Raw genomic sequence first — 24,010 nt, forward strand, 5'->3', positions numbered from 1 at the left:
GGTTGACCGGGGCGCCCGCGTTCGTGTTCGTGAGGTTCTGCTCAGCCGAGGCCGTTTCGCGCCTTCGGGAACCGCGTCTGCTTGGCGACCCAGCCGGCCATCTTGCGCCAGTGACCGACCCGCGGGGTCACGATGCTGGTGACCGCGCGCTCCCACTCCGAGACCGCGAGGTTGTCCACCGCGGCGACCACGGCGTTGGCGGTCGCCAGGTCGTCGACCACCTCGTCACCGAGGATGCCGTCCGCACCCACGAGGGTGATCCGCACGCCGGCGTAGCCGATCGGCTGGATGACGGCGGTCGCCGACCCGCCGTGCTCGGCAACGAACTTGCGCACCGAGGCGACGATGTGCGACGGCAGCGCGGCGGTCGGGGCGGGCGCGCCGGAATCCTGGGTCTCGACAGTCATGGTGCACACGATACTGGAGGGTAGAAATAGGGTCATGCGCGCAATCACTGTCACCGAATTCGGCGGCCCCGAGGTCCTGCGGCCGGCCCAGCTCCCCGACCCGACACCCGGCGACGGCGAGGTCCTGGTCCGCACCGAGGCCGTCGGCGTCAACTTCATCGACACCTACTTCCGCACCGGCGCCTACGCGGTGGACCTGCCGTACGTCGCGGGCAACGAGGGCTCCGGCGTGATCGAGGCGGTCGGCGCCGGGGTACGCGACCTCGCGGTGGGCGAGCGGGTCGCCTGGTGCGCGGCGCCCGGGAGCTACGCGGAACTGGTGGCCGTGCCCGCGGCGGTCGCGGTCCCGGTACCCGACGGGGTGCCAGCGGAGGTCGCCGCGTCCGCGCTCCTGCAGGGCATGACCGCGCACTACCTGCTCAACTCGGTGTACCCGGCGCAGCCCGGCGACACCGTGCTCGTGCACGCCGGTGCGGGCGGCGTCGGCCTGATCCTGACCCAGCTGGCAGCGGCACGCGGCGTCCGCGTGATCACCACCGTGTCCACCGACGAGAAGGAGCAACTCTCGCGGGCGGCGGGCGCGTCCGAGGTGTTGCGCTACGGCGACGACTTGGCCCGGGAGGTCCGCGCCCTGACCGCCGGCGAGGGCGTGGCCGCCGTGTACGACGGTGTCGGCGCGAGCACGTTCGAGGCGAGCCTGGCGTCGCTGCGCATCCGCGGGACGCTGGCCCTGTTCGGTGCGGCGAGCGGTCCGGTCCCCCCGTTCGACCCGCAGCGCCTCAACGCCGCCGGCTCGCTGTTCCTGACCCGGCCGACGCTCGCGCACTACACCCGCGACCGCGACGAGCTGCTCTGGCGTTCCGGCGACGTGTTCGCGGCCGTCGCGGACGGTTCACTGACGATCCGCGTCGGCGCGCAGTACCCGCTCGAGCGGGCCGACCAGGCGCATCGGGACCTACAGGGCCGCGCAACCACCGGTTCGATCGTGCTGATCCCGTAGCGGGCACCCGGCCGCCTCAGGGGCGGTCCGGCCTCGCCCACACCGTGAGCCCGTCGGACACCGATGCGGTCGGCACGCCGCCGGCGTCGCCGACCCGCATCGTGCGCGGATCGGCGCCGTCCGGCCGCGGGACCGACCGCACGACCACTCCGTCCGAGGCGCCGTCACGCGCGCAGTAGGCGTCCTGCCACGGCGTGGTCCACCTCGTGGTCAGGAGAAGAAGGATCCGATGGTGCTCATGCCGAGCACCGAGTCGACGGCGAGGCCGCAGAACACGACGGCCAGGTAGTTGTTCGACTGCAGGAACAGCCGCAGCGGCTTCACCGACTCGCCGCGACGCACCCCCGCGTACAGCTGGTGCGCCATCAGCAGGAACCAGGCGCCCGCGACGAGCGCGATCGCGGCGTACACGACGCCCGCGGCCGGGACCAGCGCCAACGTCGCGAGGACGGTCAGCCAGGTGTAGACGACGATCTGCTTGGTGACGCGTTCCTCGGTCGCGATCACCGGCAACATCGGCACGCCCGCGGCCTCGTAGTCCTCCTTGTACCGCATGGCGAGGGCCCAGGTGTGCGGCGGCGTCCAGAAGAAGATGACCAGGAACAGCACGATCGGTTCCCAGCCGATGGTCCCGGTGACCGCGGCCCAGCCGACGAGCACGGGCATGCAGCCGGCCGCGCCGCCCCAGATCACGTTCTGCCAGGTCCGCCGCTTGAGCACCATCGTGTAGACGAAGACGTAGAACGCGATCGTCGCGAGCACGAGCAGCCCGGCGAGCAGGTTCGTGGCCCACCAGAGCCACGCGAACGAGCCCGCGCCCAGGATCAGGCCGAAGACCAGCGCGTGCCGGGTCGGCACAGCCATCCGCGCCAGCGGCCGACGGGCGGTGCGCTTCATCACCTTGTCGATGTCCGCGTCGACCACGCAGTTGAGCGTGTTCGCGCTGGCGGCGCCCATCCAGCCACCGAACAGGGTGGCCAGGATCAGCGGGAAGTCGATGGTGCCGCGGTCGGCAAGCAACATCGCCGGGATCGTCGCGACCAGCAGCAGCTCGATCACCCGCGGCTTGGTCAGCGCGAGATACGCGAGGACCTTGGCGACAGCCCGACCCCAGAGCGTGTTGGACCCGCTCGAGGGGGTGGGGCTGGGGGCTCCAGCGAGACCGTGTCCGCCACGCTCCACTATCCGCACCATTTCTCCTGCCCTCAATCTGCACCGAACCGCGCGACAACCAGCTCCGGCAGTCCACACACGACGGTCAGACCCGAGCACTACTACACCCGATGGTAGACGGCGAGACGTCGAGAACCGAACCGCAGGGGTCGGCCGAGGCTGATCGACCTCGACAGCACTCGCGCACTACTGTTGTCACGGAACTACGCTGGGGCTTACCACGCCGCCTTTCCCATGTGTCGCCGTTCACCAATGTCAGGAGACTTCTGCTCGTGTCGATCACAGACGAGATCCGCGTCCTCACCCAGCCGGTGCACCCCGCCGACTGGACGGAGCTAGACACCAAGGCCGTCGACACCGTCCGTGTCCTCGCCGCCGACGCTGTGCAGAAGGTGGGCAACGGCCACCCCGGCACCGCCATGAGTCTCGCCCCCCTCGCCTACACCCTCTTCCAGCGCATCCTGCGGCACGACCCGGCGGACGCGAAGTGGGTCGGTCGCGACCGCTTCGTGCTCTCCTGCGGACACAGCAGCCTCACCCTGTACCTGCAGCTGTACTTGTCGGGCTACGGACTCGAGCTCGCCGACATCGAGGCGCTGCGCACCTGGGGCTCGCTGACCCCCGGACATCCCGAGTACGGCCACACGGTCGGCGTCGAGATGACCACCGGTCCGCTCGGCCAGGGCCTGGCCTCCGCGGTCGGCATGGCGATGGCGGCCCGGCGTGAGCGCGGCCTGTTCGACCCGGACACGGCCGCCGGCGCCAGCCCCTTCGACCACGACATCTACGTCATCGCGTCCGACGGCGACCTCCAGGAGGGTGTCACCTCCGAGGCGTCCTCGATCGCGGGGGTGCAGCAGCTGGGCAACCTGATCGTCTTCTACGACGACAACGAGATCTCCATCGAGCACGACACCGCGATCGCGTTCGGCGAGGACGTCGCCAAGCGCTACGAGTCGTACGGCTGGGACGTGCAGCGCGTGGAGGGCGGCGAGAACGTCTCCGCGATCCTCGACGCCGTCGCGCACGCGAAGTCGGTGACCGACAAGCCGTCGATCATCATCCTGCGCACCATCATCGGCTACCCCGCCCCCACCAAGATGAACACCGGCGACGTGCACGGCGCGGCGCTCGGTGCGGACGAGGTCGCGGGCGTGAAGAAGGCGCTCGGCTTCGACCCCGAGAAGTCCTTCGACGTGGACCCGGCCGTGCTGGCGCACGCCCGTGAGGTGCGCGAGCGCGGCACCTACGCGCACGCCCAGTGGCGTCTCGACTTCGACGCGTGGGCCGCCCGCGAGCCCGAGCGCAAGGCCCTGTTCGACCGTCTGCACGCCGGCGAGTTCCCGGCCGGCTGGACCGACACGCTGCCGACCTGGGAGCCGGACGCCAAGGGCGCCGCGACCCGCAAGGCGTCGTCGAAGGTGCTCAACGCGCTCGGCCCGATCCTGCCCGAGCTGTGGGGCGGCTCGGCCGACCTCGCGGGCAGCAACAACACCACCATCGACGGCTCCGACTCGTTCGGCCCGCCGTCGATCTCGACGAAGGACTGGACGGCCCAGCCGTACGGCCGGACGCTGCACTTCGGCATCCGCGAGCACGCGATGGGCTCGATCCTCAACGGCATCGCGCTGCACGGACCGACCCGTCCGTACGGCGGCACCTTCATGGTGTTCAGCGACTACATGCGCCCGGCCGTCCGCCTGGCCGCGCTGATGCAGACGCCGGCCATCTACGTCTGGACGCACGACTCCATCGGCCTCGGCGAGGACGGCCCCACCCACCAGCCGATCGAGCACCTGGCCGCGCTCCGCGCGATCCCGAACCTCGCCGTGGTCCGCCCGGGCGACGCCAACGAGACGGCGCACGCCTGGAAGAACGCGCTCGAGAACAAGACCGGGCCGACCGCCCTGGCGCTGACCCGTCAGGACATCCCGGTCCTCGAGGGCACCAAGGACAAGGCCGTCGACGGCGTCGCCCGCGGTGCCTACGTCCTCGCCGACGCGTCCGCCGGCACCCCGCAGGTGATCCTGCTGGCCAGCGGCTCGGAGCTGTACCTGGCGGTCGAGGCCCGTGAGGCGCTCGAGGCCGCGGGTATCGGCACCCGTGTCGTGTCCGTGCCCTGCCTCGACTGGTTCGAGCAGCAGGACCAGGCCTACCGCGACGAGGTGCTGCCGCCCGCGGTCCGCGCGCGCGTCTCGGTCGAGGCGGGCATCGCGATGCCGTGGTACCGGATCATCGGCGACGCCGGCGAGGCCGTGTCGATCGAGCACTTCGGCGCCTCCGCCGACCACAAGACGCTCTTCCGCGAGTTCGGCTTCACCGCCGAGGCCGTCACCGCGGCCGCACATCGCACCCTCGCCCGAGTGAACGGATAACGCAGATGGCACAGAATCAGAACCTCGCCGCCCTCTCGGCGGCCGGCGTCTCGGTGTGGCTCGACGACCTGTCCCGCGGCCGGATCGAGTCCGGCAACCTGGCCGAACTCGTCCGCGACAAGAGCGTCGTCGGGGTCACCACGAACCCGACGATCTTCCAGGGTGCGCTGACCAAGGGCCACGAGTACACCAGCCAGCTCGAAGACCTGGCCGGCCGCGGCGCCAACGTCGACGACACCGTCCGCGCGCTGACCACGGACGACGTCCGCGACGCCTGCGACCTGCTGGCACCGCAGTACACGGCCAGCGACGGCGTCGACGGCCGCGTCTCCATCGAGGTCGACCCGCGCCTCGCACACGAGACCGACGCGACGGTCGCGCAGGCGATCGAGCTGTGGAAGATCGTCGACCGCCCGAACCTGCTGATCAAGATCCCGGCGACCCTCGCGGGTCTGCCCGCGATCACCCGGGTGATCGCCGAGGGCATCAGCGTCAACGTGACCCTGATCTTCTCGGTGGAGCGGCACAAGGCCGTCATCGACGCCTACCTCGCCGGTCTCGAGGCCGCGGCCGCCGCCGGGCACGACGTGTCCCAGATTCACTCGGTCGCGTCCTTCTTCGTCTCCCGGGTCGACTCGGAGATCGACGCCCGGCTGGAGAAGATCGGTTCGGACGAGGCACTGGCCCTGCGCGGCAAGGCCGGCCTGGCCAACGCGCGCCTGGCCTACGCCGCGTACCAGGAGGTGTTCGAGGGCGGCGCCCGCTTCGCCGAGCTGGCGAAGTCCGGTGCCCGGGTGCAGCGCCCGCTGTGGGCGTCGACGGGGGTCAAGAACCCCGACTACCCGGACACCCTGTACGTCACCGAGCTGGTCGCGCCGAACACGGTGAACACCATGCCGGAGAAGACGATGGACGCGGTCGCCGACCACGGCGCGATCACCGGCGACACGATCACCGGCACCGCGGCCGCCTCGCAGCAGGTCTTCGACGCGCTCACCGCGGCCGGGGTGCCGCTGCCCGAAGTGTTCGACAAGCTCGAGATCGAGGGCGTCGACAAGTTCGAGGCGTCCTGGAACGAGCTGCTGGAGGCGATCTCCGGGCAGCTCACGGCCGCGTCTCACCAGGGCTGATCGGTGGCGAGCACGGGCGCCGCACCGCAGTGGGTCAACCCGCTGCGGGACGAGAGGGACAAGAGACTGCCCCGCATCGCGGGCCCGTGCTCGCTGGTGATCTTCGGGGTCACCGGCGACCTGGCGCGCAAGAAGCTGATGCCGGCGGTGTACGACCTGGCCAACCGTGGCCTGCTGCCGCCGGGCTTCGCGCTGGTCGGATTCGCCCGCCGGGACTGGGCCGCGGAGGACTTCGGCAAGGTCGTGCACGACGCGGTCAAGAAGCACTCCCGCACCCCGTTCCGCGAGGACGTGTGGGACCGCCTCGCCGAGGGCCTGCGGTTCGTGCAGGGCAGCTTCGACGACGACGCCGCGTTCGCGGAGCTGACGTCCACGCTGGCCGCGCTCGACGAGGAGCGCGGCACCGGCGGCAACCACGCCTTCTACCTGGCGATCCCACCGGCCGCGTTCCCGACGGTCTGCGAGCAGCTCTCGAAGTCGGGGCTCTCCAAGCAGACCGCCGACCAGTGGCGCCGGGTAGTGATCGAGAAGCCGTTCGGCCACGACCTCGACAGCGCCAAGGAACTCAACGCGGTCGTCAACACCGTCTTCCCCGAGGACGCGGTCTTCCGCATCGACCACTACCTCGGCAAGGAGACGGTCCAGAACATCCTGGCGCTGCGGTTCGCGAACCAGTTGTTCGACCCGATCTGGAACGCCCACTACGTGGACCACGTCCAGATCACCATGGCCGAGGACATCGGCCTTGGCGGCCGGGCCGGGTACTACGACGGCATCGGGGCGGCCCGGGACGTGATCCAGAACCACCTGCTCCAGTTGCTCGCGTTCACCGCGATGGAGGAGCCGGTCAGCTTCGAACCGGCGGAACTGCAGGCCGAGAAGATCAAGGTCCTCTCGGCGACCCGGTTGGCCGAACCGCTCGACGAGACGACGGCCCGCGGCCAGTACGCGGGCGGCTGGCAGGGCGGCCAGAAGGTGGTGGGCCTGCTCGACGAGGACGGCTTCTCCAAGGACTCGACGACCGAGACCTTCGCCGCGATCACCCTTGAGGTGGACACCCGCCGCTGGGCCGGCGTGCCGTTCTACCTGCGGACCGGAAAGCGTTTGGGCCGCAGGGTCACCGAGATCGCGGTGGTGTTCAAGCGCGCCCCGCACCTGCCCTTCGACGCCACCATGACCGAGGAGCTGGGACAGAACGCCCTCGTGATCCGGGTGCAGCCGGACGAGGGCGTGACCATGCGGTTCGGCTCGAAGGTGCCGGGCTCGTCGATGGAGGTCCGCGACGTCAACATGGACTTCAGCTACGGACAGGCGTTCACCGAGTCCTCCCCCGAGGCCTACGAACGGCTGATCCTCGACGTGCTGCTGGGCGAGCCGTCGCTGTTCCCGGTGAACGCGGAAGTCGAGCTGTCCTGGAAGATCCTGGACCCGGTGCTCGAGCACTGGGCCGCCGGCGGCAGTCCCGAACCCTACGAGGCGGGCACCTGGGGCCCGCCGTCCGCGCAGGAGATGCTGCGCCGCACCGGACGCGAATGGAGAAGGCCGTGACCACGTTCGAGACCGGGACGGCGGAGGTGCACCGGTGATCATCGACCTGCCCGAGACCACCACCGAGACCGTGAACAAGAAGCTCGTCGAGCTCAGGGAGACCGGCGGAGCCGTCACCCTCGGCCGCGTGCTGACCCTGGTGGTGAGCGCCGACAGCGCGAACTCCGAGGCCGTCATCGAGGCCGCGAACGAGGCGAGTCGCGAGCACCCGTGCCGCGTCATCGTGGTCACCCGCGGCGGGCGGGACGGCGAGTCCCGCCTCGACGCGCAGATCCGGGTCGGCGGCGACGCCGGCGCCTCGGAGGTCGTGGTGCTGCGACTGTCGGGCGAACTGGCCGGCCACGAGAGCAGCGTGGTCGTCCCGTTCCTGCTGCCGGACACCCCCGTGGTGGCCTGGTGGCCAGGCGACGCACCGGCCGTGCCGTCGCGTGACCCGCTGGGGCAGTTGGCGATCCGGCGGATCACCGACGCCACCGGGACGGCGGACCCGGCGGCCACCATCAAGTCGCGGCTCGACTCGTACACCGCGGGCGACACCGACCTCGCGTGGAGCCGGACCACACCGTGGCGGGCCCTGCTCACCTCGGCGATGGATCAGCCGCCGCACGAGAAGCTGATCTCGGCGACCGTGTCCGGTCTCGCCGAGGAACCGGCGATCGACCTGATCGCCGGCTGGCTGGCCAGCCGGATCGGCGGTCCGGTGCGGCGACGGGTCGGGATCCCGACCGTTGACCTCGAACGGGAGACCGGGTCGGTGTCGCTGACCCGGCCGCAGACGGGCAAGACCGCGACGCTGAGCCGCTCGGGCGCACCCGACGCCCTGGTGTCGTTGGCACGGAGGGAAACCCGCGACTGCCTGGCCGAGGAACTGCGTCGCCTCGATCCCGACGAGATCTACCGCGCGGCACTTGCTGGACTTTCGCGCGTGATCTACGAATGATGTGTTCCCATGAGTGATTCCGTGAGTGTGCAGACCTTCGACGACTCCGATGCCCTCACCACGGCGGCCGCGGCCCAGTTCGTCGACGTGATCGTCGCCGCGCAGGCGGAGCGCGGGTCGGCGTCGATCGTGCTCACCGGCGGCGGCAACGGGATCGGCCTGCTGCGCAAGCTCCGGGAGAACCCCGGAGCGATCGACTGGTCGGCCGTCGACGTGTTCTGGGGCGACGAACGGTTCCTGCCGGCCGGCCACGCCGACCGCAACGAGGTCCAGGCGCACGAGGCGCTGCTCGACCACGTGCCCGTCGTCCCGGCGCGCCTGCATCCGATGCCGTACGGGGACGGCGCGTACGCGGGAGATCCGGACGCCGCCGCGCACGCCTACGAACACCTGCTCGCCGCCCACGCGACGGGCGGGCCGATCCCCGACTTCGACGTGCACCTGCTCGGGATGGGCGGTGAGGGACACGTCAATTCGCTGTTCCCCGACACCGAGGCGGTGCAGGAGACGAAGCGTTACGTCGTCGGCGTCACCGACTCCCCCAAGCCTCCGTCCGAGCGGGTCACCCTGACGCTGCCCGCCGTTCGCCGGGCCCGCCGGGTGTGGCTGCTCGTCGCGGGCGCGGACAAGTCGCAGGCCGTGGCCGCCGCGGTCGCGGGCGCCGACCCCAACGACATCCCCGCCGCAGGCGCCCTCGGCGCCGAGTCGACCGTCTGGTTCCTCGACCGGGCCGCCGCCGCGGACCTGCCGACGGCCTGACGGCTCAGGCGTCCTCCGGCCCCTCGCCGACGGCGCGCGGGTTCGCCTCCCGTGGCGCCGGCGGCAGGACGCGCGGTGCCGGGCGGTCCGCGCGCCGGCCGTGCAGCAACGTGTGGGCGCGCGGCTTCCCGCGTGCGTACGAGAGCGATCGCACCCCACCACGCCAGTCCTGCGCACCCGTGCAGTGATTCATCGCGCAACTCCCTCCGAAACGGCGAGTGTGTCGGTCCGTTGGTGAATTGGACGCGCACACAGCCGGTCCGGTTCCGTGGCCGACGCTATCCGCTGTTGCGCAGCGCGGTCGCGAGCCCGTTCATCGTCAGCTGGATGCCGCGACGGACGCGGTCGCTGTCGTCGCCGGCCCGGTATCGGCGCAGCAGCTCGACCTGCAGATGGTTGAGCGGTTCGAGGTACGGGAAGCGGTTGTAGACGGACCGCTCCAGCGCCGGGTTGTCGGCGGTGAGCGAGTCGTTGCCGGTGATCGCGGTGTACATCGCGACGGTCCGGGCGTGCTCGGCGGCGATCATGCCGAACACCCGCTCGCGCAGTTCGGTGTCCGGGACGAGTTCGGCGTACCGCGCCGCGAGTCCCATGTCGGACTTCGCCATCACCATCGCCATGTTCGAGAGCACGGTGCGGAAGAACGGCCAGCGCCGGTAGAGGTCCGACAGTCGCGCGAGCCGGTCCGGGTCCCCGCCCACCCAGTCCTCGAAGGCGGTGCCCGTGCCGTACCAGCCGGGGAGCATCACCCGGGACTGGCTCCAGGAGAGCACCCAGGGGATCGCGCGCAGGTCGCCGATCGAGCGCGTGGGTTTGCGGGAGGACGGCCGCGAGCCGATGTTGAGGTCGCCGATCTCCGCGACCGGCGTCGAGGTGGTGAAGTACTCCACGAATCCCGGTGTCTCGTGGACGAGTTCGCCGTACGCGACCCGCGCGCGCTCGGCGAGGTCGTCGAGCAGGGCGTACGCGGCATCGGCGTCCGGGCCGAGTCCCTCGACGTCGAGGAGCGACGACTCGAGGGTCGCGGCGAGCAGCGTCTCGAGGTTGCGGTGCGCGATCCTCGGCTGGGCGTACTTCGCGGCGATCACCTCACCCTGCTCGGTGATGCGCAGTGACCCGGTCACCGCGCCGGGCGGCTGCGCGAGAATCGCCTCGTAGCTCGGTCCCCCGCCCCGGCCGACGGTGCCGCCGCGACCGTGGAAGAGCCGCAACCGGATTCCGGTGTCGCGCGCGGCGTCGACGAGATCGAGCTCGGCGCGGTAGAGCGCCCAGTTCGCGGCGAGGTAGCCGCCGTCCTTGTTGGAGTCGGAGTAGCCGAGCATCACCTCCTGCAGGCCGCCGCGGGCGTCGACGAGCGCCCGGTACTCCGGCACGTCGAGCGCCGACCGCAGGGTCGCCGCTCCGCCGCGCAGGTCCTCGATCGTCTCGAAGAGCGGCACGACGTTGGGGGCCCGGCGCTCCGGATCCCCGGGCACCAGCAACCCGACCTCCTTGAGCAGCACCGCCGCCTCGAGCATGTCGCTGACCGAGGTGCACATGCTGATGACGCAGTTCGGGATCGCGTCGGGACCGAGTTCGGCGACCGCGTCGGCCGCGGCCGCGAGGATCGCGAGCTCGGAGGTGGTGCGTTCCCCGAAGGAAGCGCCGGGTCGGGTGAGCGGGCGCCGGGTGCGCAGTTCGGCCGCCAGCAGCGACACCCTCTGCGGCTCGTCGAGCGAGGCGTAGTCGGGGTGCACCCCGGCCCACGCCAGCAGTTCCGCGATCACCTCCTCGTGCACTTCCGAGTTCTGCCGCAGGTCGAGCCCGGCGAGGTGGAACCCGAAGGCCTCCACCGATTCCCGGATCACTGCCAGCCGGTCGTCTGCGATCGCGTCGTCGCCGTGCCCGCGCAGGGACGCGTCGACCACGGCGAGGTCGGCGAGCAGTTCGGACGGCCCGCGGTACGGCTCGAGCCCGGAATCGGCGAGTGCGGCCGACGAGGTGCGGGCGAGGTCACCGCCGAGGACCGCGACCGCGGTCTCGGTCAGCCGGGCGCGCATGCCGCGCAACGCCCGCCGATACGGCTCGTCCGCCCGAGACGGGGCGTCGTCCCCGGACGCGGCGGCCAGGGCGTCCAGGTCCGCCGACACCGCCACCAGGCGGGCCGACATCGCCAGTTCCTGTCCCAGCGTCTCGAGGTCGTGCAGGTGCCGGTCGAGGGCGGTCGCGGCGGCCCGGCGGGTGGCCCGGTGGACCACGTCGGCGGTGACGTAGGGGTTGCCGTCACGGTCGCCGCCGATCCACGAACCGGTGCGCAGCATCGGCTCGGGCAGCAGGTTCCCGTCCGGCCAGCGACGGCGCAGCTCCCGGCGCAGCGCGGCGTTGATCCGCGGAACCACCTCGAACAGTGCGGCGTCGTAGTACCGCAGTCCGACCTCGATCTCGTCCTGAATCCGCAGGCGGGCCAATCGGATCAGCGCGGTCTGCCACAGCGTGAGGATCTGCCGGCGCAGCGCCGCCAGGGTCTCTGCGTCCTCGGCCGCGTCGAGTTCGGTGCGTTCCCGGTACCGCATCAGGTCCGTGATGCGGTTCTGCGTCTCGAAGACGGTCCGCCGGCGCGTCTCGGTGGGATGGGCGGTGATCACCGGGACCACCAGCGCGCCGTCCAGGGCACGGGCCACACCCGACGAATCCAGGTCCGCCGCATCGAGTTTCGCGTAGGTTGCGGCGAGGCTGCTGTCCTGCGGCGGATCGCCCGCCCGGACGTGGATCGCGCGACGCCGCTCCCGGTGCAGATCCTCGGCGAGATTGGCGAGCAGCGCGAAGTGACTGAAGGCCCGGATGACCGGGATCGCCACGTCCACCTCGAGGTTCGTGAACAGTGCGGCCAGTTCGGAGCGGTCGATCTCCGAGCGGCGGACCCGGAACGACTCGACCCGGGCCCGCTCGACGAGGTCGAACACCGCGGCGCCGGCCTGGTCGCGGACGGTCTGCCCGAGAATCCCGCCGAGCAACCGGATGTCCTCCCGCAGCGGCTCGGTGGCCGCGCGCGATGCGTCGTCTGGGTGCTTCGTCATCGCCCCAGTATCGGGGCCGACCGGGACGGTCGCAGCGCGAACGCGCCCCGATCAGGCCTTGAAGACGACCGCGTCGGGGGTCAGCCTCCCGATGACGCGGGGCGTACCCGGGGCGTCGAACTCCCAGCGCGCGGCGCCCGTGTACTTGGTCGCGAGGGCGTGGATCAGCGACCCGTCCGGATCCTCGGTGAACGCGACCGTTCCGCGCACCTCGAGGTAGCTGTACGGCCGCGACGCCGGGTAGATCAGCAGGGTCGCCCGGGGATCGCGTTCGAGGTTGGCGGCCTTCCGCCGTCCGCGGACGGTCGAGAAGAGCACGTCGCCGCCGTCACGCTGCACCCAGATCACCGACAACTGCGGCTGCCCGGACGGCTCGACCGTCGCGAGCGTCGCGAACTCGGGGGCATCGACCAGCGCGGCCCCGGCCTCGGGCAGGACGGCCGAGCGGATCAGGTCCGCCACCGTCAGCTGAACTTGATCTCGAGGCCGATGCCCAGGATCGCGATCAACCAGACCGCCGCCGTGAACAAAGTCAGTCGGTCGAGGTTCTTCTCGACCACCGTGGAACCGGACAGGCTCGACTGCACACCGCCGCCGAACAGGCTGGACAGACCGCCACCCTTACCGCGGTGCAACAGCACGAACACGATCAGCAGCACGCTGGTGATCACCAGCAGGATGTCCAGGAACAGTTTCATCTCGGCTCTTCTCTGCCCTTCACGCGCGGGGTACGGACACAAGCTGACCCAGCTTACAGTTACCGACCGAACGCCCCGGACATCGGACCGCGAAATGTCCACGAACACCGATTCATGACCGCTGAGCGGGAGGAACGGGCGCATATCGAGACCTACCGGGGAACCGTGGCTACGTTCCTCATCCGGAAGCACCCCTTACCCGATCGGAAGGTTCTCCATGTCTCGACACCGTTCCACAATCGCGTGCGCCCTTGTGGTCAGCGGCGCGGCGCTGTTCACCGGCGTCGGCGGCGCCGTTGCGCAGGCCGAGCCCTCGATTCCGCCGGCTATCGCTTCGCTGCTGGAAGCCGGTTCGTCCGGACTCGGCAACTCCGCTCCCGCCGCCGACGCTCCCCGGCTCGCGAGCGTGGACAACTTCCGCGACGTCGCGGGGACGGGCGCCGGCTACTCCGCGGCCTTCCGGCACGTGAACAAGGGTGTGTTCTACCGTGCAAACGCGATCGTGCCGAACGACGCGGACATGGCGACCCTCACCGGCCTGAAGCTGTCGACCGTGTACGACCTGCGCAGCGACGACGAGGTCGGCCAGAAGGCCGACAAGCTGCCGGCAGGCGTGACCTACAAGCGCATTCCGATCCTGTCCGGCAACATCAACGAGATGCTCGGCAAGATCCAGGGCCCCGACGACGCCCGCAAGATGATGCAGGACATGAACAAGACGTTCGTCACCGGCACTGTCGAGCGGTCGAAGTTCAAGGAACTGCTCACCGACATGGCGAACACGGCGGGCGGCCAGGTCTTCCACTGCACCGCGGGCAAGGACCGCACCGGCTGGACTTCCGCCCTGCTGCTCAGCATCGCGGGCGTCGACCAGAAGACCATCATGGACGACTACCTGCTCACGAACGAGTACGCCAAGGACTCGATCGCCAAGAACACCGCGGGCCTCAAGGCCGCGTTCGGTGACAGGTACACCAACTACCTGCCGCTGGTGACGGTCGAATCGAGCTTCCTGCAGGCCGGTCTGGACCAGGTCACCGCGAGCTACGGGTCGATGGACAAGTACCTCTCCGAGGGCCTCGGCCTCGACGCCGCCACCATCGGCAAGCTGAAGGCCAAGCTGCTCGGCTAGAAGGCAGCTCCACTGCCCGTGAGCACTTCCGGCCTCGTACAGGGCCGGAAGTACTCACGGGCCGAAGGCCTACCCGAGGTCCCGCGCCAGCGCCCGGCCCGCGGCCCGGCCGGAGAAGATGCAGCCGCCGAGGAAGGTGCCCTCGAGCGCGTTGTAGCCGTGCACGCCGCCGCCGCCGAAGCCAGCGACCTCGCCTGCCGCGTACAGGCCGTCGAACGCGCTGCCGTCGGGACGGATCACCTGGGAGTCCAGGTTCGTCTCGAGCCCGCCGAGAGTCTTGCGGGTGAGCAGGTTCAGCCGGACCGCGATCATCGGGCCGTGGGCGGGGTCCTGCAGCTTGTGCGGCTTCGCGACGCGGGTCACCTTGTCCGGCAGGTAGCTGCGCGCGTTGCGGATCGCCATCACCTGCATGTCCTTGGAGTACGCGTTGTCCATCTCGCGGTCGCGGGCGACCACCTCGCGCTCGACCTGCTCGTAGTCCAGCGGCGGACCGGGGTTGATCGCGTTCATCCCGTCGACGAGGTCGCGCAGGTTGTCGCGGACGACGAAGTCCTCGCCGTGCTGCTTGAACGCCTCGACCGGTCCGGTCGCGCCCTTCTTCACCCGACCGAGCAGCAGCTTGAGGTCCTTGCCGGTCATGTCCGGGTTCTGTTCGGAGCCCGACAGCGCGAACTCCTTCTCGATGATCGACTGGGTCAGGATGTACCAGGTGTGGTCGTGTCCGGTCCCGAGGATGTACTGGAGCGTCGCGAGGGTGTCGAAGCCGGGGAACAGCGGGACGGGTAGTCGCTTGCCGGTCGCGTCGAGCCACAGCGACGACGGGCCGGGGATGACCCGGATGGCGTGGTTCGGCCAGATCGGGTCCCAGTTGACGATGCCCTCGGTGTAGTGCCACATCCGGTCGCGGTTGACGATGTTGCCGCCTGCGGACTCGGTGATGCCGAGCATCCGCCCGTCCACGTGCGCGGGCACGCCGGTGATCATCCGCTCCGGGGCCCGGCCGAGCCGCTCGACCGGCCAGTTCGCCTTGACCAGGTCGGGGTTGCCGCCGATGCCGCCGGAGGTGACGATCACCGCCTGCGCACGCAGTTCGAACTCCCCCGCCGGGGTGCGGTTGGACTTGACGCCGCGGGCCTCGGTGGACGGGGCGAGGACGGTGCCACGCACACCGACCGCGGCCCCGTTCTCGACGATCAGCTCGTCCACCTGGTGCCGGTACTTGAACGTCACCAGTCCGCGGTCGGCGCTGGCGAGAACCGGCTCGCGGAACACCCGGACCACCTCGGGACCGGTCCCCCAGGTGATGTGGAAGCGGGGCACCGAGTTGCCGTGACCGGTGGCCGATCCCGAACCTCGTTCGGCCCAACCGACGTTCGGCATCACCTTGAGCCCGAGCTCGTGCAGGTAGGCGCGCTTCTCCCCGGCCGCGAACTGCACGTAGGCCCGCGCCCACTGGCGGCCCCAGTGGTCCTCGCGCTCACGATCGAAGCCGGCGCTGCCCATCCAGTCCTGCATCGCGAGCTCGTAGGAGTCCTTGATGCCCATGCGTCGCTGCTCCGGGCTGTCCACCAGGAACAGCCCACCCAGCGACCAGAATGCCTGCCCGCCAAGGTTTTCGGCGTTCTCCTGGTCGACCAGGAGAACGGTGCGACCCGCCTTGACCAGCTCGTGGGTCGCTACCAGGCCCGCGAGCCCGGCCCCGACGACGATGACATCGGCATCTCGAGACATGTCCACCTCACACGCTTTCGCTGTAACTGCGGAGCACACACACGAACAGGTGTGTGCGTGCACTGACAATCCGTTCGTCGTCCGGCTCCATCAGGACCTGCACCGCGGTCCCGTCGTGGACGGCGACCAGGGCTCGCCCCAACTCCCCCGGATCGGTGACCCGACGTCCGGCGCGCGCCAGCGCGGATTCGACGATCGGGAGGATCGCCGCCAGGATCGCCGCCTCGCGCGCCACCATCACCGACCTCAGGGCAGGGTTCCGCAGGGCGTGCGCGGTGAACTCGGCCGTTATCCGGTACCAGCGGTCCTCGACCGGGATCGCGGCGAGGATGCCGGCGGCCGCCTGGTCGAGGTCGACCGACTCCGCGTCGGCCACCGCCTCGGCCGCGGCGACCGCCTCGCGGATCCCGGCCAACATCGCCGTCGAGTGCTGCTCCCACATCACGAGGAACAGTTCGTCGAGGGACTCGAAGTTCGAGTAGAACGCGCCGCGGGTGAAGCCCGCCCGCTCGCAGACCTGCTCGACCGTGGAGCGCCCGAAGCCCTCCTCGGCGAAGACGTCGAGGGCCGCGGCGAGCAGGCGGTCGCGCGTACGCGTCCGCCGTACGCTCAGCGGGCGGTCCGGCGCGTCGGTCATGCCGATACGCTAACGCACTCGATACATAAATGTATCGAAACTAGCGCGGCGACAGGACGACGATCGGAATCGGTCACGAGGTGTGCCGCTGGTAACCGCCGTAGCGCCCGCCGTTGTTCGCATCGGCCGCGGCGAACAGCCGGTCGTAGCCGTCGTCCTCGGGCCCGAGCATCCGCACGGTCACCGCAATACCCTTGGTCCCCACGCGGATTCGCGCCTCGGGGCGCTTACGGAGATTGAAGAACCAGCCCGGGGACCGCGGTGCGCCGCCGTTGGACGCCACCACCACGTAGTCGTCACCGTCGCGCACGTAGGTCAGGCTGCTGACCCGCGCCTGCCCGGTCTTCGCGCCGACGGTGTCGAGCAGCAGGCACGGCACACCGAGGAGCTTGTGCCCGATCCGTCCGTCCGTGCGCTCGTACACCCACTGGTGCGCCTTCAGCACCTGAATCCCGATCTTCTTCACTGCGGGGATCTCCTCGAACTTCACCGGACACTCCTCTGGTCGACGTGAAGTACACGTTACTCCGCGACACACAAAATGCCGGTGGGTGCGCCGTCCGAAGACGACGCACCCACCGGCGTTTCACGATGTCGGCCGATCACGGCCGCGTCGATCAGGGCAGCGGACCGCCCGCCGCGATCGCGGAGAGCGTCGCGAACTCGTCGGCCTTGAGCGAGGCTCCGCCGACCAGTCCACCGTCGACGTCGGGCTGAGCGACAAGCTCGCCGACGTTCTTGGCGTTCATCGAGCCGCCGTAGAGCACTCGGACACCCGCCGCGACCTCCGCGGAGGCCATCTCGGCGAGGGTGGCGCGCACTGCGGCGCACACCTCCTGCGCGTCGGCGGCCGAGGCCACCTTGCCGGTGCCGATGGCCCACACCGGCTCGTACGCGACGACGATCTTGGAGATCTCGTCCGCCGACAGGCCGGCAAGCGAGCCCCGCAGCTGCGCCACGTTGTACGCGACGTGATCGCCGGCCTCGCGGATGTCGAGGCCCTCGCCGATGCACACGATCGGGGTGATCCCGTGCTTCAGGGCCGCCTTGGTCTTGGCGAGCACCGTCTCGTCGGTCTCGCCGTGGTACTGGCGACGCTCCGAGTGCCCGACCACGACGAAGGTGCAGCCCAGCTTCGCCAGCATGGCGCCGCTGATCTCACCGGTGTACGCGCCGGAGTCCTGCGCCGAGACGTCCTGCGCACCGTAGGTGAGCAGCAGCTTGTCGCCCTCGACCAGCGTCTGCACGCTGCGGATGTCGGTGAACGGCGGGATCACCGTCACGTCGACCTTGTCGAAGTACTTCGCGGGCAACGAAAAGGCGATCTTCTGCACCAGGGCGATTGCCTCGAGGTGGTTGAGGTTCATCTTCCAGTTGCCGGCGATGAGCGGCTTACGTGCCATCGGTCAGCCCTCCAGCGCTTCGATGCCGGGCAGCGACTTGCCCTCGAGGTACTCGAGGGACGCGCCACCGCCGGTGGAGATGTGCGAGAAGCCGTCCTCGGGCAGGCCCAGCAGTCGCACCGCGGCCGCCGAGTCGCCGCCGCCGACGACGCTGAACGCGCCCTTGGCGGTGGCACCGATGATCGCCTCGGCGACGCCCTTGGTGCCGGCCGAGAACTTCGGGAACTCGAACACGCCCATCGGGCCGTTCCAGAACACCGTCTTGGCGCCCCCGAGGATCGCGGCGAAGCGCTCCACCGACTCCGGTCCGATGTCCAGGCCCATCCAGCCGTCCGGGATCTCGAGGACGGAGACCGTCTTGGACTCGGCGTCCGCGGAGAACGAGTCCGCGATCACCACGTCCTGCGGGATGTGGATGACGTCCGCGTACTTCTCCAGCAGTTCCCTGCAGGTGGGGATCATCGACTCCTCGCACAGCGAGTTGCCGACCGACACCCCCTGCGCGGCCAGGAACGTGTAGTACATGCCGCCGCCGATGACCAGGGTGTCGGCCTTGGTGGCCAGCGCCTCGATCACGGCGAGCTTGTCGGAGACCTTCGAGCCACCCAGCACGACGGCGTACGGCCGCTCGGAGTCCTGGGTCAGCCTCTGCAGCACCTCGACCTCGGCGGCCACCAGGGTGCCCGCGTAGTGCGGCAGCAGGGTCGCCACGTCGTACACCGACGCCTGCTTGCGGTGCACCACACCGAAACCGTCGGAGACGAACGCCCCGTTGAAATCGGTCAGCTCGACCAGGGCCTTCGCCAGCGCCAGGCGCTCGGCGTCGTCCTTGCTGGTCTCGCGCGGATCGAACCGGATGTTCTCGAGCAGCAGCACGTCGCCGTCGGTGAGGCCCTCGGCCCGCGCCAGCGCGTCCTGGCCGACGACGTCGCCGGCGAGCTGGACGTTACGGCCGAGCACCTCACCGAGCTTCGCGGCCACTGGGGCCAGCGAGAGCGCCGAATCCGGCTCGCCCTTGGGACGGCCGAGGTGCGCCATCACGATGACCTTGGCGCCGGCCTCGGCGAGCGCACCGATGGTCGGCGCGCTCGCGATGATCCGGCCCGGATCGGTGATGGTTCCGTTGTCCAGCGGGACGTTGAGGTCCGAGCGCACCAGCACGGCGCGACCGGCGACCCCCTCGTCCAGCAGGTTCTTCAGCGTCTTGACAGCCACCGCGATCAGAGGGACTTCGAGACGAGGCCGATGAGGTCCGCGAGGCGGTTCGAGTAGCCCCACTCGTTGTCGTACCAGGAGACGATCTTGACCTGGTCGTCGATCACCTTGGTCAGGCCCGCGTCGAAGATCGACGAGTGCGGGTCGGTGACGATGTCGGAGGAGACGATCGGCGCCTCGGTGTACTTCAGGATGCCCTTGAGGGTGCCCTCGGCGGCCGCCTTCATCGCGGCGTTGATCTCCTCGGCGGACGCCGGCTTCTTCAGGTTCGCGGTGAGGTCGGTGACCGAACCCGTCGGGATCGGCACGCGCAGGGCGTAGCCGTCGAGCTTGCCGAGCAGCTGCGGGAGCACCAGGCCGATGGCCTTGGCCGCACCGGTGCCGGTGGGAACGATGTTCAGGGCGGCCGCGCGGGCACGACGCAGGTCGGCGTGCGGGGCGTCCTGCAGGTTCTGATCCTGGGTGTACGCGTGGATCGTCGTCATCAGACCCTTGACGATGCCGAACTCGTCGTCGAGGACCTTGGCGATCGGGCCCAGGCAGTTCGTGGTGCACGAGGCGTTGGAGATGATGTTCTGGCTGCCGTCGTACTTGTCGTCGTTGACGCCCATCACGATGGTGATGTCCTCGCCCTTGGCGGGCGCGGAGATGATGACCTTCTTGGCGCCGGCCTCGAGGTGGCCCTTGGCCTTGGCGGCGTCGGTGAAGATGCCGGTGGACTCGACGACCACGTCGACGCCGAGCTCGCCCCAGGGCAGCTCGTTGAGCGGGCCGCGGTGCGAGAGCGCGCGGATCTTCTGGTCGCCGACGACAATGGTGTCGTCGCCCTCGAGCGAGACGTCGTGCGGCAGGCGGCCGAGGATGGAGTCGTACTTGAGCAGGTGGGCGAGGGTGGCGTTGTCGGTCAGGTCGTTGACCGCCACGATCTCGATGTCGGTGGTGCCGAGCGCCTTCTGCGCATCGACGGCCCTGAAGAAGTTACGTCCGATACGACCGAAGCCGTTCACGCCTACCCGGACAGTCACAATTCGCTCCTTTTGACCAGTTCTCGTGTGCAAAAACTCAGATGTATGCGACAGCCTAGTGCGCCTGATCCGGCACACCCGCAGCTCCCCCAGTGGGAATAGTCACTCGATCCCGGCGCTGAACGGTCGGCTCCGAAGGGTCGGCTCCGCTGCGCTACGCCTCGGTGCCGAAGGGTCGGCTCCGCTGCGCTACGCCTCGGTGCCGAATGGTCGGCTCCGCTGCGCTACGCCTCGTCGAGCAGATCGGCGGTGACCGCGGACTCGGTGTCCGGGATTCCGGTCTCCTTCGCCTTGCGGTCCGCCATCGACAGCAGTCGCCGGATCCGGCCCGCGACCGCATCCTTGGTCATCGGCGGATCGGCCAGCTGACCCAGTTCCTCGAGAGATGCCTGGCGGTGCTGCACCCGCAAGCTGCCCGCCGCCGCGAGGTGATCGGGCACGTCCTCGCCGAGAATCTCCAGCGCACGCTCGACCCGTGCCGCGGCCGCGACCGCCGCCCGCGCCGACCGCCGCAGGTTCGCGTCGTCGAAGTTCGCCAGCCGGTTCGCCGTCGCCCGGACCTCGCGCCGCATCCGGCGTTCCTCCCACACCAGCCGGGTGTCCTGTGCACCCATCCGCGTCAGCAGCGCGCCGATGGCCTCGCCGTCGCGCACGACCACCCGGTCGCTGCCGCGCACCTCGCGCGCCTTGGCGGAGACCCCGAGCCGGCGGGCGGCACCGACCAGCGCGAGCGCCGCCTCGGGGCCCGGGCAGCTGACCTCGAGCGCCGAGGACCGACCCGGCTCGGTCAGCGACCCGTGCGCAAGGAACGCCCCGCGCCACGCCGCCTCCGAGTCGACGATGCTGCCGCCGACCACCTGGGCGGGCAGTCCCCGCACCGGCCGGCCGCGCAGGTCCAGCAGTCCGGTCTGACGGGCGAGGGCTTCACCCTCCTTGGACACGCGCACGATGTAGCGGGCAGTCTTGCGCAACCCGCCCGCACCGAGGACGTGCACGTCGGAGCCGTACCCGTACAGATCGAAGATCTCGCCGCGCAGCCGCCGAGCGGTGGAGCCGAGGTCGACCTCCGCCTCCACCACTACTCGACCTCCGACGATGTGCAGTCCCCCCGCGAACCGCAGCAACGCTGAAACCTCGGCCTTGCGGGCCGAGACCTGGGTCACGGCGAGCCTGCTCAGCTCGTCCTTGACCTCCGCTGTCATTGCCACGAAGTGGTCTCCCTTCCCGGTGTCACCTGTCGGTCCCGCGCCGCTGCGAGAGACACGATTCGATCGAGTGCCGCGGCCAACTTGCCCGCGTGATGAATGGCGGTACCGCTTTCCGCGACGTCCGCGTAGCCGACCTCGGCCCCGAGCTGCCGGGCGGCGCGACACAGGTGCTCGCGTTCGCTCCCCTCGGGCACCGACCCCGAGTCCACGACGACGTCGTCGACGGTCAACTCCGGAGCATGCTGCGACAGCACGTGCAGGTGACGTTCGGCGGAGAATCCCGCCGTCTCCCCCAGCTCCGGGGCCAGGTTGAGGATCAGCGCCTTGCGCGCCGCGGTCTCGGTGAGGCTCGCCAACAGTTCGGGGACGAGAACGTGCGGGATGACGCTGGTGAACCAGGAACCCGGGCCGAGCAGCACCAGATCGGCGCGCTCGATCGCCTCGACGGCCTCGGCGCACGCCGGCGGGTTCGACGGCAGCAGCCGCACCCGGCGCACCTTGCCGGGCGTGGTCGCGACCGCGACCTGTCCCCGGATGCACCGGCTCACCCGCGGGTCCGCCTCGAGGCCCACGACGTCGGCCTCGATCGCGAGCGCGATCGGCGACATCGGCAGCACCCGGCCTTCGATACGCAGCAGTCGGCCCATCTCGTCGAGCGCCGCGACGGTGTCGCCGAGGACCTCGCTGAGGCCGGCGAGGATCAGGTTGCCCACCGAGTGCCCGGCGAGCGCGCCGGTGCCGCCGAAGCGGTGCTGGATGGTCTTCGTCCACGTCTGCACGTCCGGACCGGTGTCTCCATCCGCGCCGCTGTGGGACAGGGCAGCGAGAGCCATCCGCAGGTCGCCGGGAGGGATGACGCCGAGTTCGGACCGCAGCCGGCCGGACGAGCCACCGTCGTCCGCCACGGTCACCACCGCGGTCACGTCGGAGCTGAGCCTGCGCGCCGCGCTCAGCGTCGCGTACAGGCCGTGACCGCCGCCGAGAGCGACGATCGACGGCTGCCGCCGATCGGTCGGCGCGCCGTCCTCGGCGCCCGGATCGTGCGCCGTCATTCGCGCCCCAGGTCGCGGTGTACGACCTTGACCGTGATGCCCGTGTCGCCCGCGAGCCGGGCCGCGAGGGCCTCCGCCATCGCGACGCTCCGATGCTTGCCGCCGGTGCATCCCACCGCAATCGTCATGTACCGCTTGCCCTCTCGACGGTATCCGTTGGTCGTCAGCTCGACGACGTGGTGATAGGTGTCGAGGTAGTCCCCGGCACCGTCCTGACCGAGTACGAAGTCCCGCACCGGCGCCTCCTGGCCGGTGTGCTCGCGCAGCTCCGGCACCCAGTGCGGGTTGGGCAGGAACCGGACGTCACACACCAGGTCGGCGTCCATCGGCAATCCGTACTTGAATCCGAACGACTGTACGGTGACCGCGACCGAGGGCGCGGCGCCGCCGCCGAACGCGGACTCGATCTTCTGGCGCAACTGGTGCACGGACAGCGACGACGTGTCGATCACCAGGTCGGCATCGGCCTTGACCGGAGCCAGTCGCGCTCGCTCGGCCGCGATGCCCTCGACGAGGGTGCCGTCCACACCGTCCGCCTGGAGCGGGTGGCTGCGCCGCACGTGCTCGAAGCGCTGGACCAGGACCTGATCGTTAGCCTCGAGGAACAGCACACGCGTGCGCGTCGTCTTGGCCGCGACCTCCTTGATCACCGACACCAGTTCGTTGCTGAACAACCGGCTGCGCACGTCGACGACCACCGCGAGCTTCGGGATCCGGGACGCCGGTTCCAGCCCGAGGTCGACCATCCGGGAGATCAGTTCGGGCGGCAGGTTGTCGGCGACGTACCAGCCCATGTCCTCGAGCACCTTCGCCGCGGTCCCACGGCCAGCACCCGACAATCCGGTGACGAGCGCGACATCGATCCCGGCCTCGCCCACGTCGATTCGGTCGTTCACTCCGCCCCCGCCCTCCTCAATCCGTCACGCTGATGATCGATGTGTCCGGCTTCGCGCTCAGCTCATCATTCCCTACCGCACGGTCTGCCACAGCGTCATCGGTTCCACCGGCCGGTTTCGTTTCACCGCCGAGAGCGGCGAGCACCGCCCGGGCCGTGGTGACACCCACTCCCGGGACAGCCGTGATCTCCTCCACGGTCGCCTCCTTGAGCTTGGCGACGGACCCGAAATGCGTGACCAGCGCGGTGCGCCGGGCCTCGCCCAGCCCCCGCACCGAGTCCAGCGCGGACGCGGTCATCCGGCGCGAGCGCTTGCTGCGATGGAACGTGATGGCGAAGCGGTGGGCTTCGTCACGCACTCGTTGCAACAGGAACAGCGCCTCGCTGGTGCGGGGCAGGATCACCGGATCCGGCTCGCCCGGCACCCACACCTCCTCGAGGCGCTTCGCGAGCCCGACCACCGCGACGTCGGTGATGCCCAACTCGTCGAGTACGGCCGCGGCCGCCGTCACCTGCGGCTGGCCGCCGTCGACCACGAACAGGTTGGGCGGGTAGGCGAAACGGCGCGGGCGCCCGGTCTGCGGGTCCAGCGCCGCCTCCGGCGCCAGGTCACCGCCGACCGGATC

The 24,010-nt window shown here is 70.2% G+C and carries 24 protein-coding genes; 7 read left to right on the forward strand and 17 right to left on the reverse strand.

Annotation, left to right across the window (positions count from 1 at the left end):
• Positions 1-41: 41 nt before the first annotated feature.
• Positions 42-407 (reverse strand): hypothetical protein, encoded by a 366-nt coding sequence (locus tag ACFXGJ_RS16615; RefSeq protein ID WP_378621958.1) that lies wholly within the window; start codon positions 405-407, stop codon positions 42-44.
• Between the two features lie 34 nt (positions 408-441).
• Here ACFXGJ_RS16615 and ACFXGJ_RS16620 point away from each other — a divergent pair, with 34 nt between their 5' ends.
• Positions 442-1,407: a quinone oxidoreductase family protein gene (locus ACFXGJ_RS16620; protein WP_378621959.1), complete on the forward strand. Its 966-nt coding sequence runs from the start codon at positions 442-444 to the stop codon at positions 1,405-1,407.
• 16 nt (positions 1,408-1,423) lie between these two features.
• Here the strand turns inward: ACFXGJ_RS16620 and ACFXGJ_RS16625 are convergent, their stop codons facing one another.
• Together ACFXGJ_RS16625 and ACFXGJ_RS16630 are read right to left on the reverse strand one after the other, a co-directional pair.
• Complete coding sequence (locus ACFXGJ_RS16625; RefSeq protein WP_378621961.1) at positions 1,424-1,549, reverse strand: hypothetical protein; 126 nt, start codon at positions 1,547-1,549, stop codon at positions 1,424-1,426.
• 68 nt (positions 1,550-1,617) lie between these two features.
• Positions 1,618-2,601, reverse strand: a complete 984-nt coding sequence (locus tag ACFXGJ_RS16630) for a heme o synthase (protein ID WP_378621963.1) — start codon at positions 2,599-2,601, stop codon at positions 1,618-1,620.
• Positions 2,602-2,852: 251 nt separating this feature from the next.
• Here ACFXGJ_RS16630 and tkt point away from each other — a divergent pair, with 251 nt between their 5' ends.
• From tkt to pgl, 5 genes are read left to right on the forward strand one after another with little or no spacing between them, the layout of a single operon-like run.
• Entirely contained in the window at positions 2,853-4,955 is a 2,103-nt protein-coding gene (gene tkt, locus ACFXGJ_RS16635; RefSeq protein WP_378621965.1) for a transketolase, read from the forward strand.
• A 5-nt stretch (positions 4,956-4,960) separates the two neighbouring features.
• The gene (tal, locus tag ACFXGJ_RS16640; protein WP_378621967.1) at positions 4,961-6,085 is read left to right on the forward strand and encodes a transaldolase; all 1,125 of its coding nucleotides are present in this window, start codon (positions 4,961-4,963) and stop codon (positions 6,083-6,085) included.
• Positions 6,086-6,088: 3 nt separating this feature from the next.
• The gene (zwf, locus tag ACFXGJ_RS16645) at positions 6,089-7,633 is read left to right on the forward strand and encodes a glucose-6-phosphate dehydrogenase (RefSeq protein WP_378621969.1); all 1,545 of its coding nucleotides are present in this window, start codon (positions 6,089-6,091) and stop codon (positions 7,631-7,633) included.
• Between the two features lie 34 nt (positions 7,634-7,667).
• Positions 7,668-8,573 carry a glucose-6-phosphate dehydrogenase assembly protein OpcA gene (gene opcA, locus ACFXGJ_RS16650; protein WP_378621972.1) on the forward strand — a complete coding sequence of 302 codons (906 nt, stop codon included), beginning with the start codon at positions 7,668-7,670 and terminating at the stop codon, positions 8,571-8,573.
• A gap of 9 nt (positions 8,574-8,582) precedes the next feature.
• Positions 8,583-9,332, forward strand: a complete 750-nt coding sequence (pgl, locus tag ACFXGJ_RS16655; protein ID WP_378621975.1) for a 6-phosphogluconolactonase — start codon at positions 8,583-8,585, stop codon at positions 9,330-9,332.
• A gap of 4 nt (positions 9,333-9,336) precedes the next feature.
• Here pgl and ACFXGJ_RS16660 read toward each other — a convergent pair whose 3' ends face one another.
• The 4 genes from ACFXGJ_RS16660 to secG all read right to left on the reverse strand — a co-directional run bounded on the left by ACFXGJ_RS16660 (position 9,337) and on the right by secG (position 13,086).
• Entirely contained in the window at positions 9,337-9,525 is a 189-nt protein-coding gene (locus ACFXGJ_RS16660) for a hypothetical protein (protein WP_378621977.1), read from the reverse strand.
• Between the two features lie 85 nt (positions 9,526-9,610).
• Positions 9,611-12,388 (reverse strand): phosphoenolpyruvate carboxylase, encoded by a 2,778-nt coding sequence (gene ppc / locus ACFXGJ_RS16665; protein WP_378621979.1) that lies wholly within the window; start codon positions 12,386-12,388, stop codon positions 9,611-9,613.
• Between the two features lie 51 nt (positions 12,389-12,439).
• A complete protein-coding gene (locus tag ACFXGJ_RS16670; RefSeq protein WP_378621981.1) occupies positions 12,440-12,850 on the reverse strand; it encodes a PPOX class F420-dependent oxidoreductase in 411 nt (136 codons plus the stop codon).
• Positions 12,851-12,852: 2 nt separating this feature from the next.
• Positions 12,853-13,086 (reverse strand): preprotein translocase subunit SecG, encoded by a 234-nt coding sequence (gene secG / locus ACFXGJ_RS16675; protein WP_142101844.1) that lies wholly within the window; start codon positions 13,084-13,086, stop codon positions 12,853-12,855.
• Between the two features lie 217 nt (positions 13,087-13,303).
• On the opposite strand from secG, the gene ACFXGJ_RS16680 reads away from it, so the two are divergent.
• The gene (locus ACFXGJ_RS16680) at positions 13,304-14,218 is read left to right on the forward strand and encodes a tyrosine-protein phosphatase (protein ID WP_378621983.1); all 915 of its coding nucleotides are present in this window, start codon (positions 13,304-13,306) and stop codon (positions 14,216-14,218) included.
• 69 nt (positions 14,219-14,287) lie between these two features.
• On the opposite strand, the gene ACFXGJ_RS16685 is transcribed toward ACFXGJ_RS16680, so the two are convergent.
• The 10 genes from ACFXGJ_RS16685 to ACFXGJ_RS16730 form a co-directional block, all read right to left on the reverse strand.
• Positions 14,288-15,949 (reverse strand): FAD-binding dehydrogenase, encoded by a 1,662-nt coding sequence (locus ACFXGJ_RS16685; protein WP_378621985.1) that lies wholly within the window; start codon positions 15,947-15,949, stop codon positions 14,288-14,290.
• A 7-nt stretch (positions 15,950-15,956) separates the two neighbouring features.
• Positions 15,957-16,586, reverse strand: a complete 630-nt coding sequence (locus tag ACFXGJ_RS16690; protein WP_378621987.1) for a TetR/AcrR family transcriptional regulator — start codon at positions 16,584-16,586, stop codon at positions 15,957-15,959.
• 73 nt (positions 16,587-16,659) lie between these two features.
• A complete protein-coding gene (locus ACFXGJ_RS16695; RefSeq protein ID WP_378621989.1) occupies positions 16,660-17,076 on the reverse strand; it encodes a nitroreductase family deazaflavin-dependent oxidoreductase in 417 nt (138 codons plus the stop codon).
• Between the two features lie 127 nt (positions 17,077-17,203).
• Positions 17,204-17,989, reverse strand: a complete 786-nt coding sequence (gene tpiA, locus ACFXGJ_RS16700; protein ID WP_378621991.1) for a triose-phosphate isomerase — start codon at positions 17,987-17,989, stop codon at positions 17,204-17,206.
• Between the two features lie 3 nt (positions 17,990-17,992).
• Entirely contained in the window at positions 17,993-19,204 is a 1,212-nt protein-coding gene (locus tag ACFXGJ_RS16705) for a phosphoglycerate kinase (RefSeq protein WP_378621993.1), read from the reverse strand.
• 5 nt (positions 19,205-19,209) lie between these two features.
• Positions 19,210-20,229 (reverse strand): type I glyceraldehyde-3-phosphate dehydrogenase, encoded by a 1,020-nt coding sequence (gap, locus tag ACFXGJ_RS16710; protein ID WP_378621995.1) that lies wholly within the window; start codon positions 20,227-20,229, stop codon positions 19,210-19,212.
• 224 nt (positions 20,230-20,453) lie between these two features.
• The gene (gene whiA, locus ACFXGJ_RS16715; RefSeq protein WP_378621997.1) at positions 20,454-21,437 is read right to left on the reverse strand and encodes a DNA-binding protein WhiA; all 984 of its coding nucleotides are present in this window, start codon (positions 21,435-21,437) and stop codon (positions 20,454-20,456) included.
• A complete protein-coding gene (gene yvcK / locus ACFXGJ_RS16720) occupies positions 21,428-22,489 on the reverse strand; it encodes a uridine diphosphate-N-acetylglucosamine-binding protein YvcK (RefSeq protein ID WP_378621999.1) in 1,062 nt (353 codons plus the stop codon). The genes whiA and yvcK overlap by 10 nt, the downstream gene beginning before the upstream one ends.
• Positions 22,486-23,385 (reverse strand): RNase adapter RapZ, encoded by a 900-nt coding sequence (rapZ, locus tag ACFXGJ_RS16725; protein ID WP_378622002.1) that lies wholly within the window; start codon positions 23,383-23,385, stop codon positions 22,486-22,488. The genes yvcK and rapZ overlap by 4 nt, the downstream gene beginning before the upstream one ends.
• 16 nt (positions 23,386-23,401) lie before the next feature.
• Positions 23,402-24,010, reverse strand: a 609-nt coding sequence (locus ACFXGJ_RS16730; RefSeq protein ID WP_378622004.1) for a helix-hairpin-helix domain-containing protein, incomplete at its 5' end; no start/stop codon positions are given.

The organism is Rhodococcus sp. NPDC059234, assembly GCF_042754225.1.
Taxonomy (GTDB): Bacteria; Actinomycetota; Actinomycetes; order Mycobacteriales; family Mycobacteriaceae; genus Rhodococcus_G.